The following is a 25,659-nucleotide window of genomic DNA, read 5'->3' on the forward strand; positions in this document are numbered from 1 at the left end:
CTCTTGTATCATATCGACGGAAAACCCGATCATTCTCCATCACCAACTAAAAGCCTGTCCATTTCTAAGACAGGCTTACTGAGCTTACAACTCCTTTAATGCATCTGCTATCGGCACATTCCCAGAAACCAAGTCAAACGCTTTCCGGTAAGTATTTTTCTCATTAAGTGCAACTAGCGCTGTTTTTGCTACGTCTTCACGCGGGATGCTGTTTCTTTCAAGATCTGCCGCAGCTGAAATTTGGCCGGTTCCAGGATCATTTAATAATCGCCCCGGGCGGATAATCGTGTAATTCAGGCTGCTTGCTTCCAAAATCTTATCCGCATAGTGTTTCGCTGCGTAGTAGGGCTTAATCGCTTCATTCCAGTTCTCTCTTACGTGGGATTGCAGCGCGCTGATCATGATGAAACGTTCAATTCCTGCTTTTTCTGCTGCTTCAATCGTTTTCGCCGCGCCGTCCAAATCAATGAGTAGCGTTTTGTCGTAGCCGGTTGTCCCGCCGGATCCAGCGGTGAAAATAATCGCGTCACTGCCGCCTGCAGCCTCAGTCAAGCTTTCTACACTTTCTTCAAGATCGGAAATCACCGTATTAATTCCTGATTGTTTCAGATGTTCAGCTTGTTCTTTTTTTCTGACCATTGCAGTAACTTGATGTTCCTTGCTGTTGTGCAGAAGCTCTGTTAGCTGACGGCCGATTTGTCCGTTTGCCCCGATTATCAGTACGTTCATGTATAAAACTCCTTTCTCTATTCATCTGCTTCTATTATTTCAAGCCGCGAATTTTTTATCAAAGATCTTGATTGATAATTCTCACATTTCGATGTGCTATGATAGGATTAAAATCGGATGGCAGGGGGATATATATGAAAAGAGAAGATGCATTATCTGATGGACAGCATAGAAAATTGGCAGTTGATCAAATTAATTAAACATGGGACTACATAGAAAAACCAACTCGAACTAAAGAAGAAGACACCACGATGCTCCATATGGCACATGCTTCCCGTTTTCATTGGGGAATCGCGGGGCAGCCGGTTAATTTCTCTCGTGGGGAGTGGCTGTTGTCCAGACTGTATGCACTCTTAAGTAGAGCTGAACCCATTCTTTACCATGCGGAAGTGAATATGGATTTGATTCAAAAATATAAGATCGCCGATTTTGACATGGCATTTGCTTGTGATGCTTTGACCGGGCGTATCGTGTTGCCGGAGATATAGAAGCTGTGCAAAAGAAAAAGGCACTGGCTTTAATAATGAGCGAGTCCATTTCGAATGAACAAGGTCGTAAATTATTGCTTGCCGATGTTGATACAATAGACTGTTAAATATGAAGGAGAGCTGGATTGATGACAAATCATATTGAACACGTAGAATATTTAGACGAAAAGGCGGTTAAATTAAGCAGTTCATATTTGGACGCGATACTTATTCCATCCTGGGGAAGCAATCTTATTTCTTTACAATGGAAAAAAGAAAATGTAAACGTTTTGAATGTGCCGAAGTCATCAGAAGAGTATCTCTCAGCTCCATTTTTCTACGGAATACCGATTCTCTTTCCTCCTAATCGAATCGATCGAGGGAAAATGAGCTACGCCGGACAAGATTATCAGCTGGAGGTTAATGAAACAGACAAAGAAAACCATCTTCACGGCTTTCTGCATGATAAACCTTTCAGCTTAAAAAGTGCAGAATTAGAGGATGGAAAAGCGGTCGTAAAAACCGAGCTGCAATCTAGCCATTTCCCCGATATTATCAGGGTTTTTCCACACTCTTTTAAAATAACAATGATTTACACGCTTGATGGTTCAAGCCTTCGTGTTGGAGGCGAAATGAAAAATCTTGGTGATAAACCAATGCCCTTTGGCTTCGGCTACCATACTGCTTTTCCATTTCCGCTGAATAACAAGGGTGACAAAGAAGCTTGCACGTTCACACTTCCTGTCAGCAAGCAATGGATCCTGAATGAACGCTCCTTGCCTACGGGTGAATTAAAATCGAGTGAGCACAATTACAAAGAAGAGACGAGCCCGATTGGCAGAGAGCTTGATGATATTTTTCTTGCTGATATCGATCAGCAGGGTAACAGTATCGCCGCATTAACGGATCATGCCGCGAACTTGAAGGTTGAATATCAGTGCGATCACTCGTTTAAGCATTGGGTTGCATTTAATGGAGCAGAGGGTTTGTTATGTCTTGAGCCCTATACGTGGGTAACGAATGCGCCAAACGTGAATCAGTCAGCTTCATTGACAGGATTGAAAGGTTTGGATCCAGATCAGACCATTACTTGTATGTCTACATTTACAATCTCAAGCCTTTAGCAGGATGGCTAGTGCTTTGAATAGTAAAAATCCATACATATCCCTTTATTTCAATTGCGAGGATTGGTATCTTTAAATTAAGATAAATTGCATTAAAATTAGGAGGAAGCAAAGATGTCTTTAAGAGAACAGATTATAAATGCCCTAAATGTGCAATCAGAGATTGATCCAAAAAGCGAGATTAGAAAAAGAGTAGACTTTCTGAAAGAGTATAAGAAAAAAACAGGTGCTAAAGGTTTTGTCTTGGGAATTAGCGGGGGACAAGATTCAACGCTTGCAGGAAAGCTTGCGCAATTGGCCGTTGAGGAATTAAGAAACGAGGGTGAAGAAGCTGAGTTTACTGCTGTCAGGCTGCCACATGGCGCACAGGCCGATGAAGCTGATGCCCAGTTGGCACTTCAGTTTATTCGCCCCGATAACTCTATAGTCTTTAATATTCAATCTACGGTCAGCGCATTCGCTGAACAGTATGGAATTGAAACGAATGAGCACTTATCCGATTTTAACAAAGGGAACGTAAAGGCGCGTGTCAGAATGATTGTCCAATATGCAGTTGGCGGGCAAAACGGGCTGCTTGTCATCGGTACGGATCATGCAGCAGAAGCGGTGACAGGGTTTTTCACAAAATACGGAGACGGCGGTGCCGATATCCTGCCGTTGACGGGTTTGTCAAAGCGTCAAGGCAAAAGTTTGCTTATGGAATTAGATGCTCCTGAACGGCTTTATACAAAATCGCCGACAGCTGACCTTCTGGATGAGGTTCCTCAACAGGCGGATGAAAAAGAGCTTGGGGTTACTTATAACGATATTGACGACTATTTGGAAGGGAAGCCTGTCCGAAAAGAAGTCGAAGAAGTGCTAGAAAAGCGCTATCTGCTTACCGAACATAAACGTCAAGTACCTGTATCCATGTTTGATGATTGGTGGAAGTAAATTGCAGGATAATCGTACGGTTCAAAGTGTGAGTACAGTGATAAATGATATGAACATACGATATTTTACAGCCGGTGATAAAGGATCTCCGGTTGTTTTTATACATGGATCCGGTTTAGATTCGGCTTCTATCTCGTGGAGCAGAGTGCTGGGGGAGTTAGCAGAAGAATTTCGCGTATTTGCTCCTGATCTCCCCGGATATGGACAAAGCGAAAAGCCTGAGGTCGACTACACTGTCGATTACTATGTTGCGTTTTTAGAGCAGTTTTTAGACCACATTAATGAAAAAGAAATTTGTATAATTGGGCTGTCAATGGGTGGGGCAATTGCGCTTTCTTTTGCTTTGAGACATCCTGCTCGGACAAAAAAATTGGTGTTGGTCTCCTCCTATGGACTTATGCAGAGACTGCCGTTTCACCCTCTTACTGCTTTCTCGATAAAGACAGCGGTAATGGAATGGGGGTATCTGGTGCTGCAAAAAAGCAGAAGCCGCTTGTTGACGAAAAGGGTGCTGTTATCAGGATTAATTTGTGCCAAGGAAAAGCTAAGCGATGAATTGCTTGAAGAGGTTTATCTGGCTTCGCAGGATCCTCAGGCAGGAAGAGCCTATTGCTCATTTTTACGAAGCGAGCTAATGGAAAAGGGGCTCAAGTCAAATTTTCTTGAAAGATTATCTGAAATCAGGATGCCGACATTGCTTGTTCAGGGTACAAAAGATAAAACGATCCCGCTTTCCTGCGCGATCTCAGCTAATGAAAGCATAAAGAATTCGAATCTCTTTTTATTTGAGGGGTGCAGCCATTGGCCGCAAAATGAAGAGACGGACAAATTTAATCAAACAGTGAAGCAATTTTTGTTATATGGCTGCTGACTTTGAACTTAGGAGTTTTTCTATCGGAAATATCGGTCCTTTTTTCAAATCAAGTTCCCCTCCTGGTGTAGTTAGACAATCCTTCTTTAACGACAGGGCAAGGTCGATAAAGAAGGATTTAATCTATTTGATCCCATACATTAGCTTCTTCGTAATCCCTTCGCTCTTTTGATTTAAAATCTCAATGAACTCGTCAGTTGTTTTTTGTAGTAAGCGTTGTTTAGGCCCAGATACGGATAAGGAGCCTATCGCTTTTTCTTCAAAAAAAACAGGAACAGAAAAACACAGTAATCCTTCGCTTAATTCTTCATCATCGATCGCATATTTTGAGGATCGGATATTTTCAATTTCCTGTCTTAGCCTATCAGGGTCTGTAATTGTGTGAGAGGTATATTGATGTAGCTTCTGATCTAAAACACTATCTATAAAATCCGAATTTGAATATGATAATAACATCTTGCCAGCAGCTGTTGCATGCAAAGGGCCGCGCCAACCGATATAAGACAGCATTCGAAATGGATGAGGAGATTCCTTCTTAGCGATATATCCAACATGGTAGCCATCTAATACAGAAAAATGACCAGTTTCACCAGTGATATCTGATAGAGAAACAAGAAAAGGATAAACTGTTTGCTGCAATGACGGGATGGCTAACGCGGCGTTTCCTAATTCCATCAAACGTAATGTAAGGCGATATTTTTTGTCATCCCCCTGTCTCACTATCTGTTGAAGGCTTAACGTTTTTAACAAACGATAGACTGTTGCTCTTGGGATTCCTGTGAGCTTGCTAATTTCTCCTGCACTCAAACCCGCGCCATTTTTAAATTGTTCTAAAATTCTAATCGCATGTACGACACTATTAACACCTTCTGTTACCGGCATTTATTGTACCCCCTTGACAGTTTGCAACACAAATTTTATTCTAATTGTATCATTATTGATACATAAGTGTCCATTATTGATACAAAATTGAAATGAGCTAGAGTTTGGAGGATAAGTTTTCTATGAAACGCGGAATTTTTCTATTAGTACTTGCTACACTTCTATGGAGCGGCAATTTTATTTGCGGACGTTATTTAGCAGATGCGTTGCCTGCACCGTTACTGAACACAATTCGATGGGGGATATCGACTATTCTGCTTTGGGGATTGCTGGCTATCAATAAAAAGAAATTCCCGATTGTTTCAAAGTGGAAGGAATTTATGATTTTAGGATTTTTCGGTGTATTTGCATTTTCAACGTTAACTTACTTAGGGCTGGGATCTATAAGTGCATCTCAAGCTGGTATGATCTCGGCAGGAATTCCGATCGCAATTTTACTATTTACTCCTTTTCTTTTGAAAGAAACTATAAAAATGAAAGCTTGGATTGGTGCTGTAGTATCAATAGCAGGCGTTATTATTTTAGTACAAGGGAAACACTCAGCATCTTCTGAAGGCTCTATTGTTGGAGAGCTTGTAATTCTTTTATCCTGTTTGGCGTGGGGATTGTACACTGTGCTCGGAAAACGATATGGAAAGCAATTGGATCCACTGACGATGACAGCAGGGGCGGCTTTCTACGGAACGCTTTTTAGTGCCATAAGCTGTATAGGAGCGGTGAAGCCAGATATGATACATATGACAGGTAACGCATGGTTAAGTGTCATTTATGTCAGCACGTTCGCCTCTGTAGGTGCTTACTTCTTATGGAATACGGGGGTTAAAATAGTTGGAGCGGGAACAGCAGCTCCATACATCAACTTGCTTCCTGTTTGGACAGTAGTATTAGGTGTCCTGCTATTACATGAACAAATAACTGGCATCACGCTTTTAGGAGGTATTATTACGATCAGCGGCGCCTTTTTAACAAGTTACAGGAAAGCTTCTGAACGATGAATTTTCCTTCAAGAATATCGTGACAGAAAAAACCTTGGCGAGAAAATAATTTCTCACCAAGGTTTTTTATAATCGTCTTGCTTTATTGTCCTTCTTTTTGACTTTTGCTTCCTTCTTCACTATTTTTATTTCCGTAGTGATAAAGGGAAGGATTCACTTTTTTGAAATCTTCAAGGTCATGGAAGCGCAGCAAATCCTGATAAAGAACCTGATCTGAGAGCTTGAGCTGCTGCTCCACCCTTTCTTTAATATTTTTTGTTTGTTCGTTTGGTTCCAGCGTATTTCCAGAAGCCGTATCGTAAATGGTATTATCAACAGAAGTGTACTTCGGTGTGATAAAGTCTCCGTTTCTTAAGGCAACTGTCTGGTCATGTTCTTTCGAGAACAAGTCGGTCCCGAAGTTAATATAGTTCCTTTGATCAATCCCTTGCAAATGAAGAAGTGTAGGCATGACGTCAATCATACCGCCGTATGTGTGATTGACTCCGCCTTCTTTGCCAGGGATATGAAGCATCAACGGCACCCGCTGGTTCTGCATATTTTGATAAGGCGTAATCTCTTTTCCTTGAACCTCTGCCATGGCACGATTGTGGTTCTCTGATATTCCATTATGATCACCGTAAATCATAATGATGGAATCATCGTATAAACCGGAAGCTTTTAGATCATTGATGAACTGCTCCAATGCCTCATCTAAATAACGCGCCGTTTGGAAATAACCATCAACCGTGCTATCACCTGTTGTTCCCCTGTCAAGTGACGCATCCTGCTCATTGAGAATAAACGGATAGTGGTTCGTAAGCGTCAGTAAATGAGCATAAAAAGGCTGCTTTAAGGACTGAAGCATCGGCATTGACTCAGAAAAGAACTCCTTATCCTTTAAACCAAGATTAATTAAATTTTCATTTTTCATGTTGTAATAGCCGGCATCATAAAATTTATCGACGCCAAATTGCTTGTAAATCTGGTCACGGTTCCAGAAGGATTTATAATCGCCGTGGAACACTGCGCTTGTATATCCTTCTTTTTGATTAAGAATCGCCGGAAGCGACTGATACGTATTTTGTCCTCTTGTCATAAAAGCAGCGCCTTCAGGGAGACCAAATAAGCTATTATCAAGGGACAGTTCCGAATCTGCTGTCTTTCCTTGCCCGGTTTGATGGAAGAAGTTATCAAAATACGTCATGTTTTCTTCTCCGCGGGCAAGCTTATTAAGAAATGGAGTCACTTCTTCACCGTTTAATTTGTAATCAATTAAAAAAGATTGAAAGCTTTCCAAATGAATCTTAATAATATTTTTTCCTTTTCCGACACCGAAATACTCTGGATTCGGTTCGGCATAATGAGCACTTGTATAGTTTTTGGCCGTCGTTAAATCATCACTTGTCGCATAAGCTCTTTGAGACTCAGACTTGGCTGTCTCAATCCCGTTATAAACGGTGAAATTGTATGGTCCCAAATATTTGACGATGTAGTTCCGGTCAAAGGTTCTTGATAGCAGATCAGGGCGATCCTTCTCAGCTAGTCCCAAGTTAATCATAAATAACGCAAGGCCGCTAACGATAACAAGCGATGCCATTTTCTTGCTCATTTTAAACGCTTTTATTTCCGGTCTCCAAATCATAATCGCGATGAGAATCAAAAAATCAAGAAAGTAGATGACATCGTGAAAGTTCATAATGTCAAATACACCGTCTTGCATGTTACTTAGATTGTCTCTTTGGATAAAATTTGAAAACGTCAAGAAATCATCAAAGAATCGGTAAAATAGGATATTTGCGTACAAGATTAAGGTCATGACAGCATCCATGATCAAAATGATGGCCGCGGAAATCCTTCCTTTTGCAAACAGTGCAAGGCCTAAGAACACAATTATTGCACTGAATGGATTAAGGAATAATAAAAATTGCTGAAATCCGCCTTTTACACCAAGATTAAATTCCATAAAATACGAGGCATAGGTTTTCGCCCATACCAGGACAACAGCTAATAAGAAAAAGCTCATCTTATTTGAAAAAATTTTTTTCATTCATTCCTCTTCCTTTTTTAAAACATTTAAAAAAAATTTACATGGTTCCATATCTCTATTTACAATTCTGTGAATCGAAGTTTGATTCACCTATCCATTTTATTTTTAAGTCTTCATTTTTTCAAGTGAAAATAGTCTAGTTAAAATGTGGAGAGTTTCTTCATTACCGAAAATCTCTATAATTTGTGAGAGGTAATAACCGTTGGAAATGCCTTCATATCAAGGAAAGTAGGAAATAAAAGCAGAATATATGAACCGGAAAAAAATGTCGTTATTTGATTAAATTTGGTGATTTAAAAAAGATTAAATTTCTATGACATTTAGGCATTGATGGAAATTTTGGGATATCCGCTCTTTCGAGTGAATATGAGAGAATGGCTAGTGTTATTTCTATAATGGTCTTTCGATCGTAAATTTTTTTCCGAGAGCAGCGTAGTCATTTCCTGCTAGCCTGCAGACTGGCGCCAAGTGTTCCGAAAGTATGTAGCCATTAGCAGGATCATACACCTGATTGTGTAAGTGATAACAAAGCACTCTGCCGATTATCAAATCCGTCGTTTCTTCATTATGATCGTTTGCAAAAGTTAGATGCTGCTCAAGTCTGCATTCAAATCGAATTTTTGCTTCTCGAATTCCCGGCACTGAAATTTTTTCACTATCCACTAAAGATAGCGATGTTTGCTCCAGCTCACTTTCGTCTTGCGGGAGGGAGGCAGCTGTTTTATTGATCTCCTCGATAATCGATTCATCACTCAAGTGAATGACGAATTCTTTGCTGTTTGTGATGTTTCTTGCAGTGTCCTTCATTTCTCCGTTTATTCTTTGAACAGAGATGGAAAGGAGCGGGGGATTCGAGCTAACAACGTTAAAGAAACTGAAAGGCGCAGCGTTTACAACTTGATTTTCTAAAGAGATGGAGCTGACGAAGGCAATCGGTCTAGGGATGACACTGCCTGACAAAATTTTGTAGTTATCCTTAGCAGAAATATCATTTGCATCAATTTTGTACACACAAATCCCTCCTTGCTTCCGTTTAGTATATCACTTACAGTTTGATTAGAGAGAAATTTTGCTCGGCCTAGAAGCATTTCTTTTGCCCCATGGTTTAATTACAGAGAGCCAGAATGTCAAAATCAAAGACAGAATCTGCAAAATCACACCTGTGAAGAGCCAGCCTTGATTAATCATCTCTTTGGCTGCCAGTCCGTTTGCAGATGAAACGTTGAAAGCATTTAGGCTGATGGAATAGATAGCAACGAGCCCTAATCCCATCATAACGAGTGAGAGTACCTCTTTTGCAATGATCCAGTAATGTTTAAACAGGCCCCAGTTAGTGAGGACGGATAACAGAATTCCGGTAATTACCGTGCCGAAAATTGAAACTCTTCCGCTTGATGAGGCAAGTAAATACATTGCTGTATAGGATGAGACAAGAGTTTGCTCATTCTCAGTTGCGGCCGCATTAATGCTCAGAACTAGAAAAACAACGGTTGTGCCAAACCATATGGCGGCAAATAAGATATGAAGAAGCAAAAGTGATTTTCTTTGGTTGAGGCTGATTTTTTTCATTTGAGCTTCCTCCTTTTAGAGGTCAGGCTTTAAAACGATAGCCTGCGCCCCAAATCGTTTCAATAAATTTCGGTTTGGATGGATCAGTTTCGATTTTTTCTCTGATTTTACGAATATGGACAAATACTGTGCCCACATCACCCATGCTATCCAGACCCCAAATTCTTTCAAACAAATCCTCCTTGCTAAACACCTGGTTCGGATTCACAGCTAAAAAATAGAGCAAGTTAAACTCTTTTGAGGTAAAAATGACTTCTCGTTCATGGACAAATACTCTGCGGGACCGTTTATCGATTCGGATGCCGTCGATATATAATTCATCACTAGGTTCCGCATGGTTCGTCAGCCGGCTGTATCTGGATATGTGGGCCTTCACTCTTGCCACCAATTCACTCGGGCTAAACGGTTTAACGACATAATCATCAGCTCCGATTCCAAGTCCACGGATTTTATCAACATCTTCTTTTTTGCAGATACCATGATAATCGGGATGTTTTTCGTATTTCTAATCTTCTTGCAGATTTCAAATCCATCGATTGCAGGCAGCATAAGGTCGAGAATAATTAAATCATAATTCCCAGTCATGGCTTGATAGAGTCCGTCATCTTCTGTACCCGATATATCAACGGAAAAGCCGTTTGCTTCAAGGTAGTCTCGCTCAAGATTTGCAATGGTTGCTTCATCTTCAATTATGAGTATGTTCTTCAGATTGCTCACCTTCATTCTTTCTATTTAGAGTAAAGGAAATAGTCGTTCCTTCTCCCATCGTACTCTCTGCCCAAACTGAACCGCCGTGCCCTTTTACGATTTCCTTTACAATCGCCAGTCCAAGTCCGCTGCCGCCTTTTGCTGAATCCCTTGAAGGATCCGCTTTAAAAAAATTGGTAAAAATATGGGGGAGAACATCCTCTGGTATTCCTGAGCCATTGTCGTTTATTTGGATGATCAGGTGATTCGTTTTCGGAATAATGCTTAGTGTAATTTTCTTATTTTCCTTATCAAGATATTTCAGGCTGTTTCCAACAATGTTGATAAGGACTCTTTTTAGCTGATCTCTGTCTACTTTTACCAAATAAGGGTCCTTCGCCTCTGCCTTAAGTGTAAAGGTTACACCATCCTTTTGATAATCAAAGGTAAGTTCCTCGATAAAATCCATAAGATAAGCGCGAATATTTATTGTTTCAAAATGGAAGGTAATTTTGTTTAAATCAAGCTTTGAGTATAAAAAGAGCTCGTCAATTAAATGATCTAATTCCTTTGATTTTGCAAAGATAACCTTAATGTATTCTTGTGTTTTTTCTGGTGTATTGGCGACCCCGTCCATGATTCCTCCCTAATTCATCGTTTTTATGGGATGTGATGGTAAAATCTAATTCTCCTGTGCTTATCTTTTTAGCTGCCCGAGACAGCTGATTCACCGGTTTTATGATGCTTCTTGATACGAAATAAGTTAGGAAACCGTTTGTAGCAATCAACCCAATTAGAATGACTCCTAAAAGGATAGGAATAAAGGTTTTGAAAAAACTTGAAAATACATTGGCATCTTGAATTAAAAAAATCGAACCTTGCTCCCCATCTGGATAATAAAAATCCAGCTGTTTTAATGAAAAGAAGTCATGCCCGATCCTTGTAAACGGAGGGCCTGTTGCACCAAAAGCCGGCAGGTCACTGCTCTTCACCGATGAACTTCCCGGGGAGAGATAAATCGTTTCATTTCCTTTTAGAATCGCAAGAGTGGTTTGTTTTTGATTTAATTCTTCATTGATTTCAGAAAGAAATGCAGAGTCTGTAAGCTTATCTGGTGTGAGATTCGCCTGTTTTAGCAGCTTGGCAGATACAGCAGAATGATCATTTCGCCAGCTTATATGGTCACCGCTATTGAAATAAAAAGCCTGTAAACTAAATACCGCAATTACAAATAATAGGAATGGAATAACGACCATCAAAATATTGGAGATCAGCAGTCTTTTTCTTATTGACGACGTACGAATCGATTTCACCAGCTTTCTATGTGAATTCCGTGTTCTAAAAACAATCATAACCCAGCATAAAAAACATTACACTGCAAGGATGAACAAGAAAATTATGCACTTTTATTTCTTAGGCACTTTTAGAATAAATGGGGATGTTTAAATTTTTTTAACTTAATGTTTAACTTTTTTTAAATACATGATTTGTTAAATCTTAAATTCAAGAACGGGACTTCCAAAAGTGGAAGCCCCGTTCTTGAATTCTAAAAAGTGACCTATTGTATCTATTTTAAAAGTTCAAAGAATTCGTGTTCTGGTTTCATCATTTTTGTACCTTTTTCTGATTGTAAATAAATTTCTTTATCGCTTTCAAAGAGAACCTTTATTTCTAAGTTTCCAAGTTCAATTACCTTTGATTCATTGCGAGGTTCTATATCTTTATTCCAATCAGTCGCTTCGTTAATAAAACGAGTAATTTCTTCCATTTTGTTTTTATCATTTATTTCAGTACAGTTGTTATCAGACGGTTTTTGGTAGATACAGATACGTTCTGGAACTTTATCTATCCAAATTGTTGAATTATAGATTGGAGTTTTATCGAAAATGACCTCTGTTTGATCTTCTAATTAATTGTAGTGGGCTAAAATCAATAACTCAGCATCAAATCCTTTTTTTATCCATCGAGAATTAAATCCGCTCCAATCATTTTCTGAGTCATCATCGTTAAGTGCCGAGTCCTTATTTTTAACGACCCACCCATATTTAGGAAGTGCTTTCGAGTAAAATTCATAGATATCAATCCAATGATTACCTTCAATAATATATTGATGTTCAGTTGGTTTTAACCCTTTGAATAAAGGGATGTCTTTGTGCTCTTCTGGAATAATGGTCATTCCCTTATAAGTATCGTCTGTAATTTTTTGATATGCAAACCCACTTAGGATAATGAAAATTACAATAATTCCATATAGAAGCCATTTTATTTTTCTCATTTAATTCCTCTCTATTTACTATATTTGTTGATTGGTTATTTTAGCCTATCATAAATAGCATTTGTTCAAAATAAGTAATTGTCAACTTGATAAATTTCAACAGAGTTAATGAAAAGAACCCAAACAAAAAAGCCAAGCATTATAGAGAATGCTTAGCCTAATGAGCCGGATGTGATGCTTTTTCAGCAAATTTTATAATGATAAGTTCTAACAGATGCTTTGACTGCGGCAAGGAGTAGCTCAAAATCGTACCGGTAAATAGGGCAATGATAATCGTGCCAATCCCGATTGGTCCTCCAAGCAGCCAGCCGATAGCTAAAACGCTGATTTCAATCATGTTTCTGACCTTTTTCACGTTCATACCGGTTTTTTCGGAGATTAACATCGTCAGTGTATCTCTTGGGCCGGCTCCTAATCCAGCTGATACATAGATGCCTATTCCATAGCCAATAATTAAAACGCCGGTAATAAACGTAATTGTTGATACGATCAGACTGTGCGGTTCTGGAATGATCATTGTAAAAAAGTCTATAAGCAGCCCGATCAGCAGCATATTAATTAATGCGCCGAGCTTGGGCAGTGATTTCGTAAACAAGCATGTACCAAATATAATAAATGCTCCGGCAATAATCGACCATTGACCGATCGTTAAACCGAAATGTGCAAATAATCCATAATGAAAGGAGTCCCACGGTGATATTCCTAAAGCTTTTCCTTCGATTGTCAACGACACGCCGAAAGCGAGAATAAAGAGTCCCGCAAAATAAAAAAGCCAGCGTATAAGCAACTCGTGTTTCAATACTGTCCCTTCCTTCTATTATTGTCCGTGAAATAATATAACACACTAACTAATAGGTTTGAACCCTGTATGTAAAAATTTATAAAAAGTTTTTCATTAGTTTTTTGTAGTAAGAAAAATAAAAAATATGTGAGTTTTCTAACATTATTTGAAATGATCCTTCTGGCAATTCTTTAGGATAATAAAAAAACCGCCCCATTATGCAATCGGGGCTGACTTTCCATTATCGTACGCCTTTCATAAAAGTTTGTATGAAAGGAGAGAAAAACAAAAGTAAGAAACCAAGTAAAATTGAAACCAATCCAATCGCTCCAAAATAAATCAATTCCGTTTCCGGAGTATAGAGCTTTACAATTTGCGCATTAATTGCTTGGGCTGAAGCGTTTGACATAAACCACAAGCCCATCGATTGTGCCGAGAAAGCTTTAATTGAATGGAAACATTATTTCTTTAGTAAGAAAACACTTTAGAATAATAAAAAAATTATAAAAAGATAAAATATGGGCATGATCGCTTACAAATTACGGCATGAAATATTTTCCCCTCCGTAATTGCTCTTAAACCTGATTTTGTATTTTTTGGTTTAACTGAGGGATTAATGGTGACTATGGTATATTTTCTTACAACAAAAAAACCTCAAAAAAAATGAGGTTTTAATAAGCTGGAACTTTTGAGAAAAATTCTTCGTACAGTGCTTTAACGGATTGTTTTTCCTGGGCTTCTTTTACGGCAAACATCATACTGACTTCAGAACAGCCTTGATTGATCATTTCGATATTGACCTTGGCTTCGGAAAGGGCTCTTGAAGCTCTTGCAGTCGTTCCTACGTTGTGCCTCATTGCTTCCCCAACCACCATAATAAGAGCAAGGTTATGTTCGATTAGTACTTCATCTACAGAAAGCTCATTCTTTAATCGTTCAGAGATGGCTATTTCTGTCTGTTCATCCATTTGGTCCTGCTTAAGGATAATCGTGATGTCATCGATACCGGATGGAATATGTTCATACGTTAAACCGTAATCTTCGAGAATTTGCAAAACTTTTCTGCCAAATCCGATTTCTTTGTTCATTAAGTATTTGCTGATGTAAATGCTGCAAAATCCATTATCGTTCGCGATCCCGACGACAGGTCCGTTTGTAAGCTGACGTTGGCTGACAATCTTAGTTCCCGGTGCAGACGGGTTATTCGTATTTTTAATATTAACCGGAATGCCAGCTCGGAATGCAGGGATTAACGCTTCATCATGAAAGACATTAAATCCGGCGTATGAGAGCTCGCGCATTTCCCGATACGTCAATTCTGTAATTTCTTTCGGCTGATCAACAATGGTTGGATTGACTGAAAAAACTGCATCTACATCTGTAAAATTCTCATAAAGATCTGCTTTTGTTCCATTTGCAAGAATTGATCCGGTAATATCTGAGCCGCTTCTTGAAAAGGTGATGACTTCGCCTGCTTCGTTATATCCGAAAAAGCCAGGGAAAACTACGACACCGGGAATATTTCTTAATTGGTAAAGGTTAGTGTACGAATCAGGCAAAACTTGTGTGTATCCAGGTTCGTCTGTTACAAAAAGACCGGCATCTTTAGGGTTCATGTACGTAGCTTCAATTCCCTTATGCCGAAAAAATGCAGCAATGAGCTTTGCATTATTGTCCTCACCGCTAGCCTTGATTGCATCAATATATCTGTCGGGATTCTTTTTATCTCCATTTAATAAACTGATCAAATCGCTTTTGATTTGTTGGATTATCTCTTCGGATAACCCGATTTCATTGGCTATTGAAGAATATCTTTCGATGATTTTATCCAGAATATCTGGAGTTTCTCCCTTATGCAAGTATGCTTTTGCGCAAGAGATCAATAGATCTGTTACTTTTGTGTCATGACCGAATCGTTTCCCAGGTGCAGAAACTACAACAATCTTTCTAGAAGGATCCGATACTACGATATCTAAAACTTTTTCGAGCTGGTGTCCTGAAGCTAGTGAGCTGCCGCCAAATTTTACAACCTTCATGTTACATCTCCTAAAGTTAAAGTGTCATTCTAAAATTATCTTTCATTATCGCTCTTTTTCAGGGAATAATCAAGAGTTTTCTTTCCTGAATGAACAGATGTATTTTTGATGTGGACTTTATTTGAATAAAATGAATTAACAAAAAAAGATGGGATCTCATCTCCCATCCTTTCACTCATTGTTCTTTGCAACGTAGAGGCCGTTTTCCTCAGACCATTCCGCATAATAAATGTCTTTCATTTTCGTATAGCCGTTCTCCTTCAAAAGACGGATCAGCCATTCTTTGTTTTTGCCTTTGCATTTTAATTCGTCTTCGATGATCTCGCCCTCATTTACGACAAGTGAAGAAGGCTCCGTAACTCTTTCATCATTTCGTAGTACACTAAGTTTTCCGCTTGGCTCTAATTGCGCAAACCTGACTTCCTTAAGTGAAAAAATTCCCTGCTCTCGAAGCATCGTACGGAATTGCTCCATCTCCAGCTTGTTTTTTTCAAATATTTCCGGCTTCACTCGCCCATGCTCCACAAGTATGGAAGGCTCTCCCTTTAAAAACTTTCTGAATCTATCATTTTTTTGTACGGCGAAGTCAAATAAAAATATAAGAGTTCCCCAGAGTGCGATTGCATAAACAAGATGCAAGACATTCACATTATCCTGGTAAAGCGATTCCTCTAAAATTCCCCCTAGAACGATTGCATAAATGAAATCAATAGGTGTGACCTGTGACATATCTTTTTTTCCTAAAATACGTACACAGATTAATAATGTAATTAATCCGATAATTATTTTTAAACTGATGGCTCCAAACATTTATTCGTACCTCCGTGTTAATTCTTTTAAAAAGACACTATTCAATCATTTGAACAGTGTCGAAGTCATTTTAAATGCTATTAGCAATTGCGGTAGCACTCGTCCAATTTGTCAGCTGCAAATAGTCAAAGTATTTTTTTGCATATGGATGCTTTGTTTGTGAGTTCCAAGGTTTTTCAGGTCCGCAAAAATGAACAATCGCCGGATTCAGCCGGGTTTCTATATGCTTTTTCTGGTCGATTAGCGATGCGGGAATTTTTTCCTTCAAAATAATGTGGGATTGCGCGTTCCACCTTGGATGAAGCTGATGCCATTTGTCATGTAAAATAGCGTTTAAAGCATCTTGATCATGAAATTCTAATTCTGGAGATTCTTTCATGAAATTCAGAACTTTGTTAGAAATATCTTTCTTTCTCCATTGAACAAAATCAATGATCATCATTCCAGAATTAAAATATTTCGATGTTTCGCTAATCTGCATCTTTTCTAATCGATGGTGCTGTCCTGCATCTTCAACCGCTGCACACGGATAAGGATGAAAATCATAATCCCATAGCTTTGAGATGTCCTCCAAGACCACGGCGTCACAATCAATGTAAATGGCTTTGTTTACATCTGGGTCAGTAATAAGCTCAGGGATGCAGATCCGATAGTAAGCAGCTTTTGTAATATGCTTGCTTTCATAAGCATGTTCAAACTGTTGTTTATCAATTTCTAAAAATTGAATTGGTATGCCAAATTTAAAAGTTGTTTCCTGTAATCGTTTCTTATTATGCTCTTTAATGCCTCCGTCAATGACGTAAAGCTTAACCTTTCTTGTCTTATCCATATTCTTTAGCAAGGATACAAACATCACTCCCAAATGCTGCGCATAATTGTCATCTGCGGATGATACGATATGCATTGTTTTTCGATTTGTCATGATTATCCTCTCCTTTGTTGTGTATTTTCTATATACCCGATTTTCGATTATTAAACTCTAAAAAGAGCATCTTCAAAACAAAAAGAGCATCGGATCCCTCGACCGACGCCCTTTAAGCAGCTTTGACTTCAACTAATAAAATGTGATGATTTTCAATATCCTTTACTTTGAAAATGTACCCTTCATCTCTAATTTCGGTTCCGGGCTTGGCATCAATACGTTGAGAGAGGATCCATCCCCCGATTGTATCAACATTTTCGTTAGATAAATCAATGCCCAGCAGCTCGTTTACTTCGTTGATTAATAGTTTTGCATTCAAAATATAGTGGTCATCCTTTAATTTTCGGATATCTGAAATTTCATCTTCGTCAAATTCATCTTGAATTTCGCCAACTATTTCCTCAAGAATATCTTCAATCGTCACTAAACCGGATGTTCCGCCATATTCGTCGAACAGAATGGCCATTGGTGTACGTGCCTTTTGCATTTGAATCAATAAATCATAGACAGGAATGGTTTCGATAACTTGGATGACAGAATGAATATAGGGCTCTAAATGCTTTTTATCAGGGGGATCTCCAGAGAGCAAGGCAAACATCATTTCCTTAATGTTGATCACGCCAAGCACTGTATCTTTATCCCCTTTTATTAACGGATAACGTGTAAAATGAGTGTCGTTGATGAATTTTTTCATGTCATTCAGCGGATCATCAATAGATATACAAATCATTTCATTCCGGGGTACCATAATTTCTTTTGCCAACCTATTATCGAATTTAAAAATATTATTGACGTACTGCAATTCTCTCTTATTAATTTCACCGCTTTGGTAGCTCTCGGATAAAAGATGCCTAAGCTCTTCTTCCGAATACGCTAATTCAGACTCTGACGTGAGCTTTAATCCGAAAAATCTGGTGATAAGCCGAGCGGATTGATTCAATAACCAGATGAAAGGAAAGAGAATCTTGTAAAACCAAATGAGCGGTTTTGCAAATAGCATCGTGATCTGTTCCGCTTTTTGAATAGCTGCTGATTTTGGAGCCAGTTCTCCAACGACGACATTTAAAAACGTAACTAGAGAAAAAGCGATTGCAAATGAAACTAGATGTGTAATTGCTTCATTTAATCCAGCTTTTAAAAATAGAGGCTGCAAAAGGGATACAACAGTCGGCTCACCCAGCCATCCCAGTCCTAATGCTGTCATCGTTATTCCCAATTGGCAAGCAGAAAGAAACTCATCAATATGTGAAATGACGTGCTTTGCTGTTAGTGCTCCTTTTGCCCTTTGGGCTACAAACTGGTCAATCCTTGACTTTCGTGCTTTTACAATCGAAAACTCCATTGCTACAAAAAATCCAGTTAAGGCAATTAGTATTATTAATAAAATTAGTTTGATAATAACCAAATCAACCGCCTTTCTTTGGATAAGAAAGGCGACACCTCCTATTCATTCCCCTAAAAACGTTCCCATCCTTTAGTATGTTTCCACAAAAAATTTTGCTGAAACCACCTATTTGTTTAATTTCATCGTAATTTGGGCAAAGAAATAAAAAAAACATTCAGCAAAGAGGAGAGCATTTATGGAAATACATCGTGGTGAGGATTGGGTATGGTATCAATTGATAAATGAAACCGAGGAGGAAGGAAAAAAGTTAACCGAGCAGTTTCAAATGCCGCAATTCCTGCATTGGTATGAGACGATCGACCCGAACAAACGTAATACACTACATATTGATACTGCTTTAAGGAATAAAGAAGCAGTCTATGGATCGTTTCATTACACACAAGATCTTCACGAAGAGGCGGATCACTCAGTGTTTCATTTTTATGTGACACGCGATCATTTGTTTACGGTTGACCTGGATATGTCCATTCTTAAAGGGATTGACCAAAAACAAGTAAATGACCAAGCCAAAAATGCTCCGGATTCGATCGAAGGCTTTTTGGTCATATTAGGGGAGATGTTGAAGGGGTATTTGGAAGGAATCGATATCTTAGAAATGCGGCTTCAGAATTTGAAATGGCAAATTTATGCTGACAATAATAAAAGTATTGTTGATCAAGTTCTTGTGCTTCGCCATGAGATATTAATTTGGAAAGGCCTGATTATGTCGATAAAGAAAATTTTGATGGCGGTTGAGGAAACTTTTTTAATTGACAGCCCTCAAAAAGAAGCGTTCCTTCGAACAAGCAAGAGAGTGGACAGAGGTTTTATTTTTGCAAGTGAATTTGAAGAGGAACTAAGTTATCTGATGCATTCAGAAGAGGTCATCACTTCTCACCGCGGCAATGAAATCGTCAAATCATTAACAATATTTACAGTGCTATTTACGCCAATGACAGCACTAGGAGCGTTATGGGGAATGAACTTTGAATTTATGCCTGAGCTGTCTTTCAAATACGGCTATTTATTTGCGATTGTACTTATTCTTTTATCTACTTTGCTTATCTATCTTTATTTGGTGAAGAAAGGCTGGACCGGAGATATACTAAAGGATAAAAAGAAGAAAATTCTGAGGAAAAGGCGTTCGGACTAAATCGGAAAAGCTGTCGTAAAATTAAAGATAACGAACATATTAATTTAATTGCTGCCCTTGTGGCAGTTTTTTTATTTATTAAACTTATTTCATAATATTTTCGAATTTTACAATAAGTTTACTAATCACTTAATATTCCTTAAAACTTCAGCTATAAAATTTACTTTGGTTCTACAAATTTTGTAAATGGAGGTAAGGGATTATAGTGAAACAATTAAAAAAATGGATTGTTTGTTCTGTCGCGGCAATAATGGTTTTGTCGAATTTTTTTATGCCTGCAGCTGTTTTTGCCAATGAAAAAATAAAAGTGGAGATTCAACCGCAGGAAAAAGCACAGTCAGATACAAAGAATGAATCGGAGAAACCAGCTGAAGATAGGCAGGCCGCCGATCTAAAAGATCTGCCTTCTCTTATTATTACTGAAGTAAACGCGGGTACCGGTAAATATGATTTTGTCGAAGTGTATAACATCTCTGATAAGCCGGTGAATTTAGATTATTATACGTTTTCCTACCGCGTGAATGGAGAAGGCTTGAATGTGACTCTTCCCAAAACAACCATTTCTCCTGGAAAATCAAAAGTGATTTGGTTTACCAATAACGAAGAAAAAGAGAATTTTAATTCGTATTATAAATCCTCACTAAATTCTGAAGACATCGCTGCAAATAAACAAATTCCTGGTTTAAATAGCAAAACTGATTTCTCCATCGTTTTAAAAGATAGTAAGGGAAAAGCTCTCTTGTTCGCCAACTATAAGAAAAATGCTTCAAATCTTCACTATGCATATCCTCCTGAGGGAATTGAGATGAATCAGCTGGCGGATGGGAATGAGCCTTCACCTACACCGGGGACTGCTGAGCAGAATCAGGTTCCGGAAAAGCTTCAGTCAAAAAGAGAAAACAAGCAACCAACAATTGACTACAAGCCGATTTCCGAATGGAAGCGATCAAACGATTTATCGATTGAGGCAAACGTTGCCGATGATCATAAGGATACGTCTGTCTACTTCTACTATCAGGCTGACTCAGAATCAGAATGGAAAAAAGAGAAAATGGAAGCAGTGAATACAGGTTCCGACTATAAATTCGTTCTTTCGAAAAGTGAATGGCAGGAAGGTTATTTTACATACTATATTGAGGCAGTAGATGAAAATGCTCGGACGGTCACAGAGAAACATCAAATCAATCTAAAAGCAGAGGAAACAAAAGAAATTCAGAACACTGGCAAGGAAGAAAAGAAGGATCATGAATTGGTAAAGAAAGATAAAAACATAGATGATACACAAACCGTTAAAAAAGCAAGTTCCAACACTAATCCTTATCTTCTGCTGACAGAAATCGCACCGAATTCCAAAGGGGGCGGAACAGATTACTATGAGTATTTTGAGCTATATAACAATTCAAACCAGCCACTCAAGCTAAACAAATATGCTTTTGTTTATCGATATACTGATTCAGGAGCAGAAACAGCGCTGCAAGTGCCGGATGAAACGATTGACCCGGGGGAAACATTGGTGTTTTGGTTTAATAATGGCGGAAAAACGCTGAATGACTTTAATCAACAGTTCGGAACGTCTTTAACAAATGAGCAGGTTTATGAATTTACTGGTTTTAGCGGGTTTGCAAACGGTGGAAATAGAGCTGTTGCCATAAAGGATAATCAAGGAAATGAATTGTCTTCTGCTGCTTATCTGAATGGCGAATCGGATAACAGCGGAAAAGTTATTCAATATTCCTATCCCAAACAAGGTACAGAAATGAACAAGCAGAAGGTGTTTGCTAATCCATCTCCTGGAGTGATCCAATCAGAGCAGGTTCCGGAAGTTCCTGTCGATTTGCCTGAGCAAGTTGACGATACGGAAGCGCCAAACATAACTCACCAGCCAATAAATGAATCCGAAGCTTTTGCACCGCTTACAATCGAAGCGGAAATAACAGATAATATGGCTGCACCTTCTGCCACGTTGTATTATAAAAAATTATCAGAAACGGAATTTACTGCACTGACCATGACTCCGGGAGAAAGTTCATCCTTCACAGCCGAAATACCGGGAATTCAGCTTGAATCTGACATTGTATATTATATCGAAGCATCAGACGGTACGATTGTTTCTAAGACAAACGAGTTTCAAGTCACAATTAAGGCACCGAATGTAGATTATCAAAAGCTGCCTCTTATGCTTGTGACAGAAGTAACGCCTGACACAGCAAATGTAAACGGAGCAGACGGCTACGAATTTATCGAAATCTACAATAATACGAATCAGGATATCAACTTTAAAGATTACAAGCTTAGATACCGTTACGGCACGGATCCAGGGTCTGATGTCATTTGGGAATCTGTTCCGGATGATGTAGTAATTTCGGCTGGTAAAACACTTGTATTTTGGATTATTAATGGTCAAAATGCGGACAAAACCGTTGCAGATTTTAATGCAAATTACGGAACGAACTTAGTGGAAAATAAAGATATTGTAAAAGTCTTTAGCGGCGGCATGGCGAACAGCGGCGCGAGAGGGCTTGTCATAACAACGAATACCAAAACAGAGATTTCCGTAGGATACTACAATGACACGACAAATGATGATACGCAGCCTGATAAAGGGATCGTTTACAAATATCCTGTTGACGGGTCCACACAGTCTATCAAAGCCAGTGCTGGTAAAGAATCTGCTACACCGGGGCGCATCGAGCCGTACCAAGTGCCTAAGCAGCCAGTGATGGTAGAAAGCGACACTGAAAAGCCTTCAGTTGAAAATTTGACAAAAATTACGAAGGTCAATCAGAAGGAGAATATAGAACTGGTAGCTGAAGCCAAGGACAACAAAGAATTAAAAACAGTCAATCTCTTTTATAAAACAGATGGAGAGGAAGACTATAAGAAAGCAACTCTCTCCCAGGACTATAATGATACATTTTACCATCATATCTTGTACTCTCCTGAAATTATCGGGAAAACATATGTAGATTACTATTTTGTCGTTTCCGACGGCACGAATCAAACAGAAAGCGGCAACTACAGAATTGCTGTTACCAATGATCTGGATCATTCCAGCCTTCGCATGAATGTAAAAGATGGAGATATTTTATCAGGTCAATCGATTATCAAGGGTACCTCAAAGGAAGAGCCAGAAAAAAATGTCCAGCTTTTCATTGATGGAAAACAATCGGAGGAGACCTACTCGGCGGTTGAAAATGAAGCTTATCTTGCATTTGAAGTCAGTGGAATCAATACGTGGTTTCAAAACGGTGTAACAATGGGAGATGAAATTCTCCATATTTTTGACGACTGGATCGCCCAATGGGAAACGATTACCGTTCCGATTGAAGCGGACAGGCTAAAAACAGGAGATAACACTCTTACAATCCGGGCAGGCAACAAGGCATCACCATTCGATTTAGAATCTGAAGAAAATCGGGATGACTACAATCTAAGAAACGTTCGCTTGATTCTTGCTGACGGTACAATGATTTATGATTTAAAACATAGTGATCCGGAAAAAGTGCTTGATATGGGAGACGATGGAACGAACCGTCCATTTGAAAATTTCACTTTTTCGGTAACAGAGGAAATGGCCAATTCGAAAGCAATGAAATGGGACACAACAAAAGCAGCGGATGGAAAGCATACCGTTTCTGTCAAAGACGCTAACGAGGAGATCACATCCACGATTGATGTGGATAATACGGCGCCTTCCATTCACCCGAATGTAAAGAATAATCAAGAATTTAAAGGGAAGTTTACGATTGATGCAGAGATTCAAGATGAAATTGCGGGCGTAGCCGAAACAACAGCACTTCTGGATGGCGAGAAAATCACGCTGCCGTATGACACGGCTTCTTCTCAGCTCTCTCCTGGCAGCCACAAGTTAGTCCTATCAGCAAAAGACAATGTGGGGAATGCAGCAGAACAAGTCATTCATTTTTCTGTCGTGAATGAAAATCCGGAAAAACCGGAATTGATAGGACCAAGCAACAATTCCGAGGAGATCATCGATGGAAATCCAAAGCTGAAAGTAAAAGCGTCTGACCCGATGAACGACGATTTGGATGTTACCTTCTATAAAGGCTTCAAATATGATGCCAAGCAAAAGCGAAATGTAGAGATTTATCAACATTCTGCTGATACTGAGCCGCCTAACTCGCAAGCGCCAAATGGAGAGACAAAGCTTTCTGATAACAAAAGGTCGCTTGTATCCGAGTTAGACGGCGAGTATTTGACGACCGATTCCACGACCCAATTTCCTTATCATCGCTTTGATGTTGCGGTCGATAAAGAAGTGGATGAGAATGATAAAGTGGAAGTGGTTTGGCAAGGAAAGTCTCTTGAAAGTAGAAAGGTCACGATGTATGCATGGAACCATACAGCGGATAAGTGGGACATTGTTGATGTTAAAATCGCCGGTGCTGAAGATTTTTCATTAAAAGGGACAGTAGCTGTTAAAGATTTTGTTGCAAACGGCAAAGTAAATGTACTGGTTCAGGATGAGATCCCAAGCACTCCTGATGAATACGACTATACCTTTGTATGGATGTCTGATACTCAGTATTATTCTGATAGCTATCCATATATCTATGACAGACAAACAAATTGGATTGCAGACATGCAGGAAAAAATGAAGATCAAGTACGTTTTCCATACGGGAGACATTGTCGATAATTCATTAGACGAGCCTCAATGGATAAATGCTGACCGTTCGATGAAGGTGCTTGATGATGCCAAGATTCCTTATGGCGTTTTAGCCGGAAACCATGACGTTGATCAGAAAACATTGGATTATACCGAGTACTATAAATATTTCGGACAAGACCGATTTAAAGACAAGCCGTACTACGGTGAATCCTACAAAAACAACCGTGGCCACTACGATTTGATTTCAGAAGGCGGCAACGACTATATCATGATCTATATGGGCTGGGGGATTGACGACGAAGGGATCAAATGGATGAATGAGGTGTTAAAAGCCTACCCTGACCGCAAAGCTTTTTTGAATTTCCATGAATACTTGCTTGCATCAGGAACAAGGCATCCGCTTGGTGAAAAGCTATATAACGAAGTCGTGCTGCCAAATGAAAATGTCGTAGCTGTATTAAGCGGACATTATCATGAGAGCCAGATGCTCGTTGATGAAATTGATGATAATCAAGATGGCACGCCTGATCGGAAGGTTTATCAAATTCTGGCGGACTACCAGGCAGGACCTGAAGGCGGAGAAGGCTATATTAGGCTGCTTCACTTTGATCAGGATAATAATCGCATCATTGTTAATACATATTCACCGTATAAAGACAAGTACAATTACTATGACCGGGAAATTTATCCAGGAAAGGACGAATTTACGATCGATCTTGATCTTACGCCGAAAGAAAAACGCGTCGCTACTGATTACTTTGCCGTTAATGTGTTCACTGATTCTGAAATCGGAAAAGTAGAAAATGTGAAAAGCGGTGAAGTCGCAGAAATGGAGTGGACAGGGCTGAAAGAAGGCGCTGGATACTATTGGTACGCAACAGCAGAAGATGACTACACAGGAGAAGCAACATCAGACATCTGGACATTTACAAAAGGAAAAAATAATAACCCTGATCCAGACGATGGAAACGATGGAGGGAATAACCCGGATCCATCAGACGGCAGTAACAATAGCGGAAATACTCCAAATCCATCAGATGGCAGTAATAATGATGGAAACAATCCAGATCCATCAGATGGCAATAGCGGTGGAGGAAATACTCCAGATCCTTTAGACGGCAATGACAATGGCGGAAATAATGGAGAGGGTGGCAGTGATACATCATCCCTTCCAAGCACGGCTACTGCAAATTATCAATTCCTCTTGTTCGGAATGATCTTGATTATTTTTGGTGCGGCTATTTTAAGTTATCGTAAAAGAAAGCAAGTTTCATAACATCATCCAAGGGCAGTAGGGAATAACCTGCTGCTTTTTTTCCATGCAAGCAGAGTCACATCCCCTATTAAAATGCTTTAGCCTAAGACGAAATGATATACTAA

At 39.1% G+C, this 25,659-nt stretch carries 21 protein-coding genes and 2 pseudogenes; 7 read left to right on the top strand and 16 right to left on the bottom strand.

Annotated elements, in window-relative coordinates; genetic code table 11:
- Positions 1-84: 84 nt before the first annotated feature.
- Positions 85-729, bottom strand: a complete 645-nt coding sequence (locus AM592_RS21170) for an SDR family oxidoreductase (RefSeq protein WP_053605609.1) — start codon at positions 727-729, stop codon at positions 85-87.
- 251 nt (positions 730-980) lie between these two features.
- On the opposite strand from AM592_RS21170, the gene AM592_RS21175 reads away from it, so the two are divergent.
- The 4 genes from AM592_RS21175 (at position 981) to AM592_RS21190 (ending at position 4,124) form a co-directional block, all read left to right on the top strand.
- Entirely contained in the window at positions 981-1,217 is a 237-nt protein-coding gene (locus tag AM592_RS21175; protein WP_053605610.1) for a hypothetical protein, read from the top strand.
- Positions 1,218-1,345: 128 nt separating this feature from the next.
- A complete protein-coding gene (locus AM592_RS21180; RefSeq protein ID WP_053605611.1) occupies positions 1,346-2,320 on the top strand; it encodes an aldose 1-epimerase in 975 nt (324 codons plus the stop codon).
- Positions 2,321-2,434: 114 nt separating this feature from the next.
- Complete coding sequence (gene nadE / locus AM592_RS21185; RefSeq protein WP_053605612.1) at positions 2,435-3,253, top strand: NAD(+) synthase; 819 nt, start codon at positions 2,435-2,437, stop codon at positions 3,251-3,253.
- 1 nt (position 3,254) lies between these two features.
- The gene (locus AM592_RS21190) at positions 3,255-4,124 is read left to right on the top strand and encodes an alpha/beta fold hydrolase (protein WP_053605613.1); all 870 of its coding nucleotides are present in this window, start codon (positions 3,255-3,257) and stop codon (positions 4,122-4,124) included.
- Between the two features lie 123 nt (positions 4,125-4,247).
- Here the strand turns inward: AM592_RS21190 and AM592_RS21195 are convergent, their stop codons facing one another.
- Entirely contained in the window at positions 4,248-5,006 is a 759-nt protein-coding gene (locus tag AM592_RS21195) for an IclR family transcriptional regulator (protein WP_053605614.1), read from the bottom strand.
- 122 nt (positions 5,007-5,128) lie between these two features.
- On the opposite strand from AM592_RS21195, the gene AM592_RS21200 reads away from it, so the two are divergent.
- Entirely contained in the window at positions 5,129-6,001 is an 873-nt protein-coding gene (locus tag AM592_RS21200) for a DMT family transporter (protein WP_053605615.1), read from the top strand.
- Between the two features lie 82 nt (positions 6,002-6,083).
- Here AM592_RS21200 and AM592_RS21205 read toward each other — a convergent pair whose 3' ends face one another.
- The 14 genes and pseudogenes from AM592_RS21205 to AM592_RS21265 form a co-directional block, all read right to left on the bottom strand.
- Positions 6,084-8,030, bottom strand: a complete 1,947-nt coding sequence (locus AM592_RS21205) for a lipoteichoic acid synthase (protein WP_053605616.1) — start codon at positions 8,028-8,030, stop codon at positions 6,084-6,086.
- 390 nt (positions 8,031-8,420) lie between these two features.
- On the bottom strand, positions 8,421-9,041 hold the full coding sequence (locus tag AM592_RS21210; RefSeq protein WP_053605617.1) for a flavin reductase family protein: 621 nt from the start codon (positions 9,039-9,041) through the stop codon (positions 8,421-8,423).
- A gap of 45 nt (positions 9,042-9,086) precedes the next feature.
- Entirely contained in the window at positions 9,087-9,599 is a 513-nt protein-coding gene (locus AM592_RS21215) for a DUF2269 family protein (RefSeq protein ID WP_053605618.1), read from the bottom strand.
- Positions 9,600-9,621: 22 nt separating this feature from the next.
- Positions 9,622-10,307, bottom strand: a pseudogene (locus AM592_RS21220) (response regulator transcription factor).
- Positions 10,285-10,923, bottom strand: coding sequence for a sensor histidine kinase (locus tag AM592_RS21225; protein ID WP_053605619.1), 639 nt, complete (start codon positions 10,921-10,923; stop codon positions 10,285-10,287). The pseudogene AM592_RS21220 and the gene AM592_RS21225 overlap by 23 nt, the downstream one beginning before the upstream one ends.
- On the bottom strand, positions 10,877-11,638 hold the full coding sequence (locus AM592_RS21230; RefSeq protein WP_053605620.1) for a HAMP domain-containing protein: 762 nt from the start codon (positions 11,636-11,638) through the stop codon (positions 10,877-10,879). The genes AM592_RS21225 and AM592_RS21230 overlap by 47 nt, the downstream gene beginning before the upstream one ends.
- Before the next feature lie 215 nt (positions 11,639-11,853).
- The gene (locus AM592_RS21235; protein WP_053605621.1) at positions 11,854-12,054 is read right to left on the bottom strand and encodes a hypothetical protein; all 201 of its coding nucleotides are present in this window, start codon (positions 12,052-12,054) and stop codon (positions 11,854-11,856) included.
- Positions 12,055-12,195: 141 nt separating this feature from the next.
- Positions 12,196-12,561, bottom strand: coding sequence for a hypothetical protein (locus AM592_RS21240; protein ID WP_053605622.1), 366 nt, complete (start codon positions 12,559-12,561; stop codon positions 12,196-12,198).
- Between the two features lie 157 nt (positions 12,562-12,718).
- Positions 12,719-13,360, bottom strand: a complete 642-nt coding sequence (locus AM592_RS21245) for a YczE/YyaS/YitT family protein (RefSeq protein WP_053605623.1) — start codon at positions 13,358-13,360, stop codon at positions 12,719-12,721.
- A gap of 223 nt (positions 13,361-13,583) precedes the next feature.
- Positions 13,584-13,784 (bottom strand): annotated as a pseudogene (locus AM592_RS23595) (MFS transporter); the annotation flags it as partial.
- 229 nt (positions 13,785-14,013) lie between these two features.
- The gene (locus AM592_RS21250) at positions 14,014-15,378 is read right to left on the bottom strand and encodes an aspartate kinase (protein ID WP_053605624.1); all 1,365 of its coding nucleotides are present in this window, start codon (positions 15,376-15,378) and stop codon (positions 14,014-14,016) included.
- 171 nt (positions 15,379-15,549) lie between these two features.
- Positions 15,550-16,188 (bottom strand): DUF421 domain-containing protein, encoded by a 639-nt coding sequence (locus tag AM592_RS21255; RefSeq protein WP_053605625.1) that lies wholly within the window; start codon positions 16,186-16,188, stop codon positions 15,550-15,552.
- A 70-nt stretch (positions 16,189-16,258) separates the two neighbouring features.
- Positions 16,259-17,110: a glycosyltransferase family 8 protein gene (locus tag AM592_RS21260; RefSeq protein WP_053605626.1), complete on the bottom strand. Its 852-nt coding sequence runs from the start codon at positions 17,108-17,110 to the stop codon at positions 16,259-16,261.
- Positions 17,111-17,222: 112 nt separating this feature from the next.
- Complete coding sequence (locus AM592_RS21265) at positions 17,223-18,515, bottom strand: hemolysin family protein (protein WP_053605627.1); 1,293 nt, start codon at positions 18,513-18,515, stop codon at positions 17,223-17,225.
- A 175-nt stretch (positions 18,516-18,690) separates the two neighbouring features.
- On the opposite strand from AM592_RS21265, the gene AM592_RS21270 reads away from it, so the two are divergent.
- On the top strand, positions 18,691-19,647 hold the full coding sequence (locus AM592_RS21270; protein WP_053605628.1) for a magnesium transporter CorA family protein: 957 nt from the start codon (positions 18,691-18,693) through the stop codon (positions 19,645-19,647).
- A gap of 205 nt (positions 19,648-19,852) precedes the next feature.
- Entirely contained in the window at positions 19,853-25,555 is a 5,703-nt protein-coding gene (locus AM592_RS21275; RefSeq protein ID WP_053605629.1) for a lamin tail domain-containing metallophosphoesterase family protein, read from the top strand.
- Positions 25,556-25,659 lie beyond the last annotated feature (104 nt).

Origin of the sequence: Bacillus gobiensis (assembly GCF_001278705.1) — a bacterium.
GTDB classification, from domain to species: domain Bacteria; phylum Bacillota; class Bacilli; order Bacillales; family Bacillaceae; genus Bacillus; species Bacillus gobiensis.

Excerpts from the sequence above, each read along its gene's own strand:
- AM592_RS21175 (WP_053605610.1), top strand. The coding sequence starts at position 981 with ATGCTCCATATGGCACATGCTTCCCGTTTTCATTGGGGAATCGCGGGG.
- AM592_RS21180 (WP_053605611.1), top strand. The coding sequence starts at position 1,346 with ATGACAAATCATATTGAACACGTAGAATATTTAGACGAAAAGGCGGTT.
- AM592_RS21200 (WP_053605615.1), top strand. The coding sequence starts at position 5,129 with ATGAAACGCGGAATTTTTCTATTAGTACTTGCTACACTTCTATGGAGC.
- nadE (WP_053605612.1), top strand. The coding sequence starts at position 2,435 with ATGTCTTTAAGAGAACAGATTATAAATGCCCTAAATGTGCAATCAGAG.
- AM592_RS21195 (WP_053605614.1), bottom strand. The coding sequence starts at position 5,006 with ATGCCGGTAACAGAAGGTGTTAATAGTGTCGTACATGCGATTAGAATT.
- AM592_RS21260 (WP_053605626.1), bottom strand. The coding sequence starts at position 17,110 with ATGACAAATCGAAAAACAATGCATATCGTATCATCCGCAGATGACAAT.
- AM592_RS21170 (WP_053605609.1), bottom strand. The coding sequence starts at position 729 with ATGAACGTACTGATAATCGGGGCAAACGGACAAATCGGCCGTCAGCTA.
- AM592_RS21250 (WP_053605624.1), bottom strand. The coding sequence starts at position 15,378 with ATGAAGGTTGTAAAATTTGGCGGCAGCTCACTAGCTTCAGGACACCAG.
- AM592_RS21235 (WP_053605621.1), bottom strand. The coding sequence starts at position 12,054 with ATGGAAGAAATTACTCGTTTTATTAACGAAGCGACTGATTGGAATAAA.
- AM592_RS21230 (WP_053605620.1), bottom strand. The coding sequence starts at position 11,638 with ATGATTGTTTTTAGAACACGGAATTCACATAGAAAGCTGGTGAAATCG.
- AM592_RS21255 (WP_053605625.1), bottom strand. The coding sequence starts at position 16,188 with ATGTTTGGAGCCATCAGTTTAAAAATAATTATCGGATTAATTACATTA.
- AM592_RS21240 (WP_053605622.1), bottom strand. The coding sequence starts at position 12,561 with ATGAGAAAAATAAAATGGCTTCTATATGGAATTATTGTAATTTTCATT.
- AM592_RS21225 (WP_053605619.1), bottom strand. The coding sequence starts at position 10,923 with ATGGACGGGGTCGCCAATACACCAGAAAAAACACAAGAATACATTAAG.
- AM592_RS21270 (WP_053605628.1), top strand. The coding sequence starts at position 18,691 with ATGGAAATACATCGTGGTGAGGATTGGGTATGGTATCAATTGATAAAT.
- AM592_RS21205 (WP_053605616.1), bottom strand. The coding sequence starts at position 8,030 with ATGAAAAAAATTTTTTCAAATAAGATGAGCTTTTTCTTATTAGCTGTT.
- AM592_RS21215 (WP_053605618.1), bottom strand. The coding sequence starts at position 9,599 with ATGAAAAAAATCAGCCTCAACCAAAGAAAATCACTTTTGCTTCTTCAT.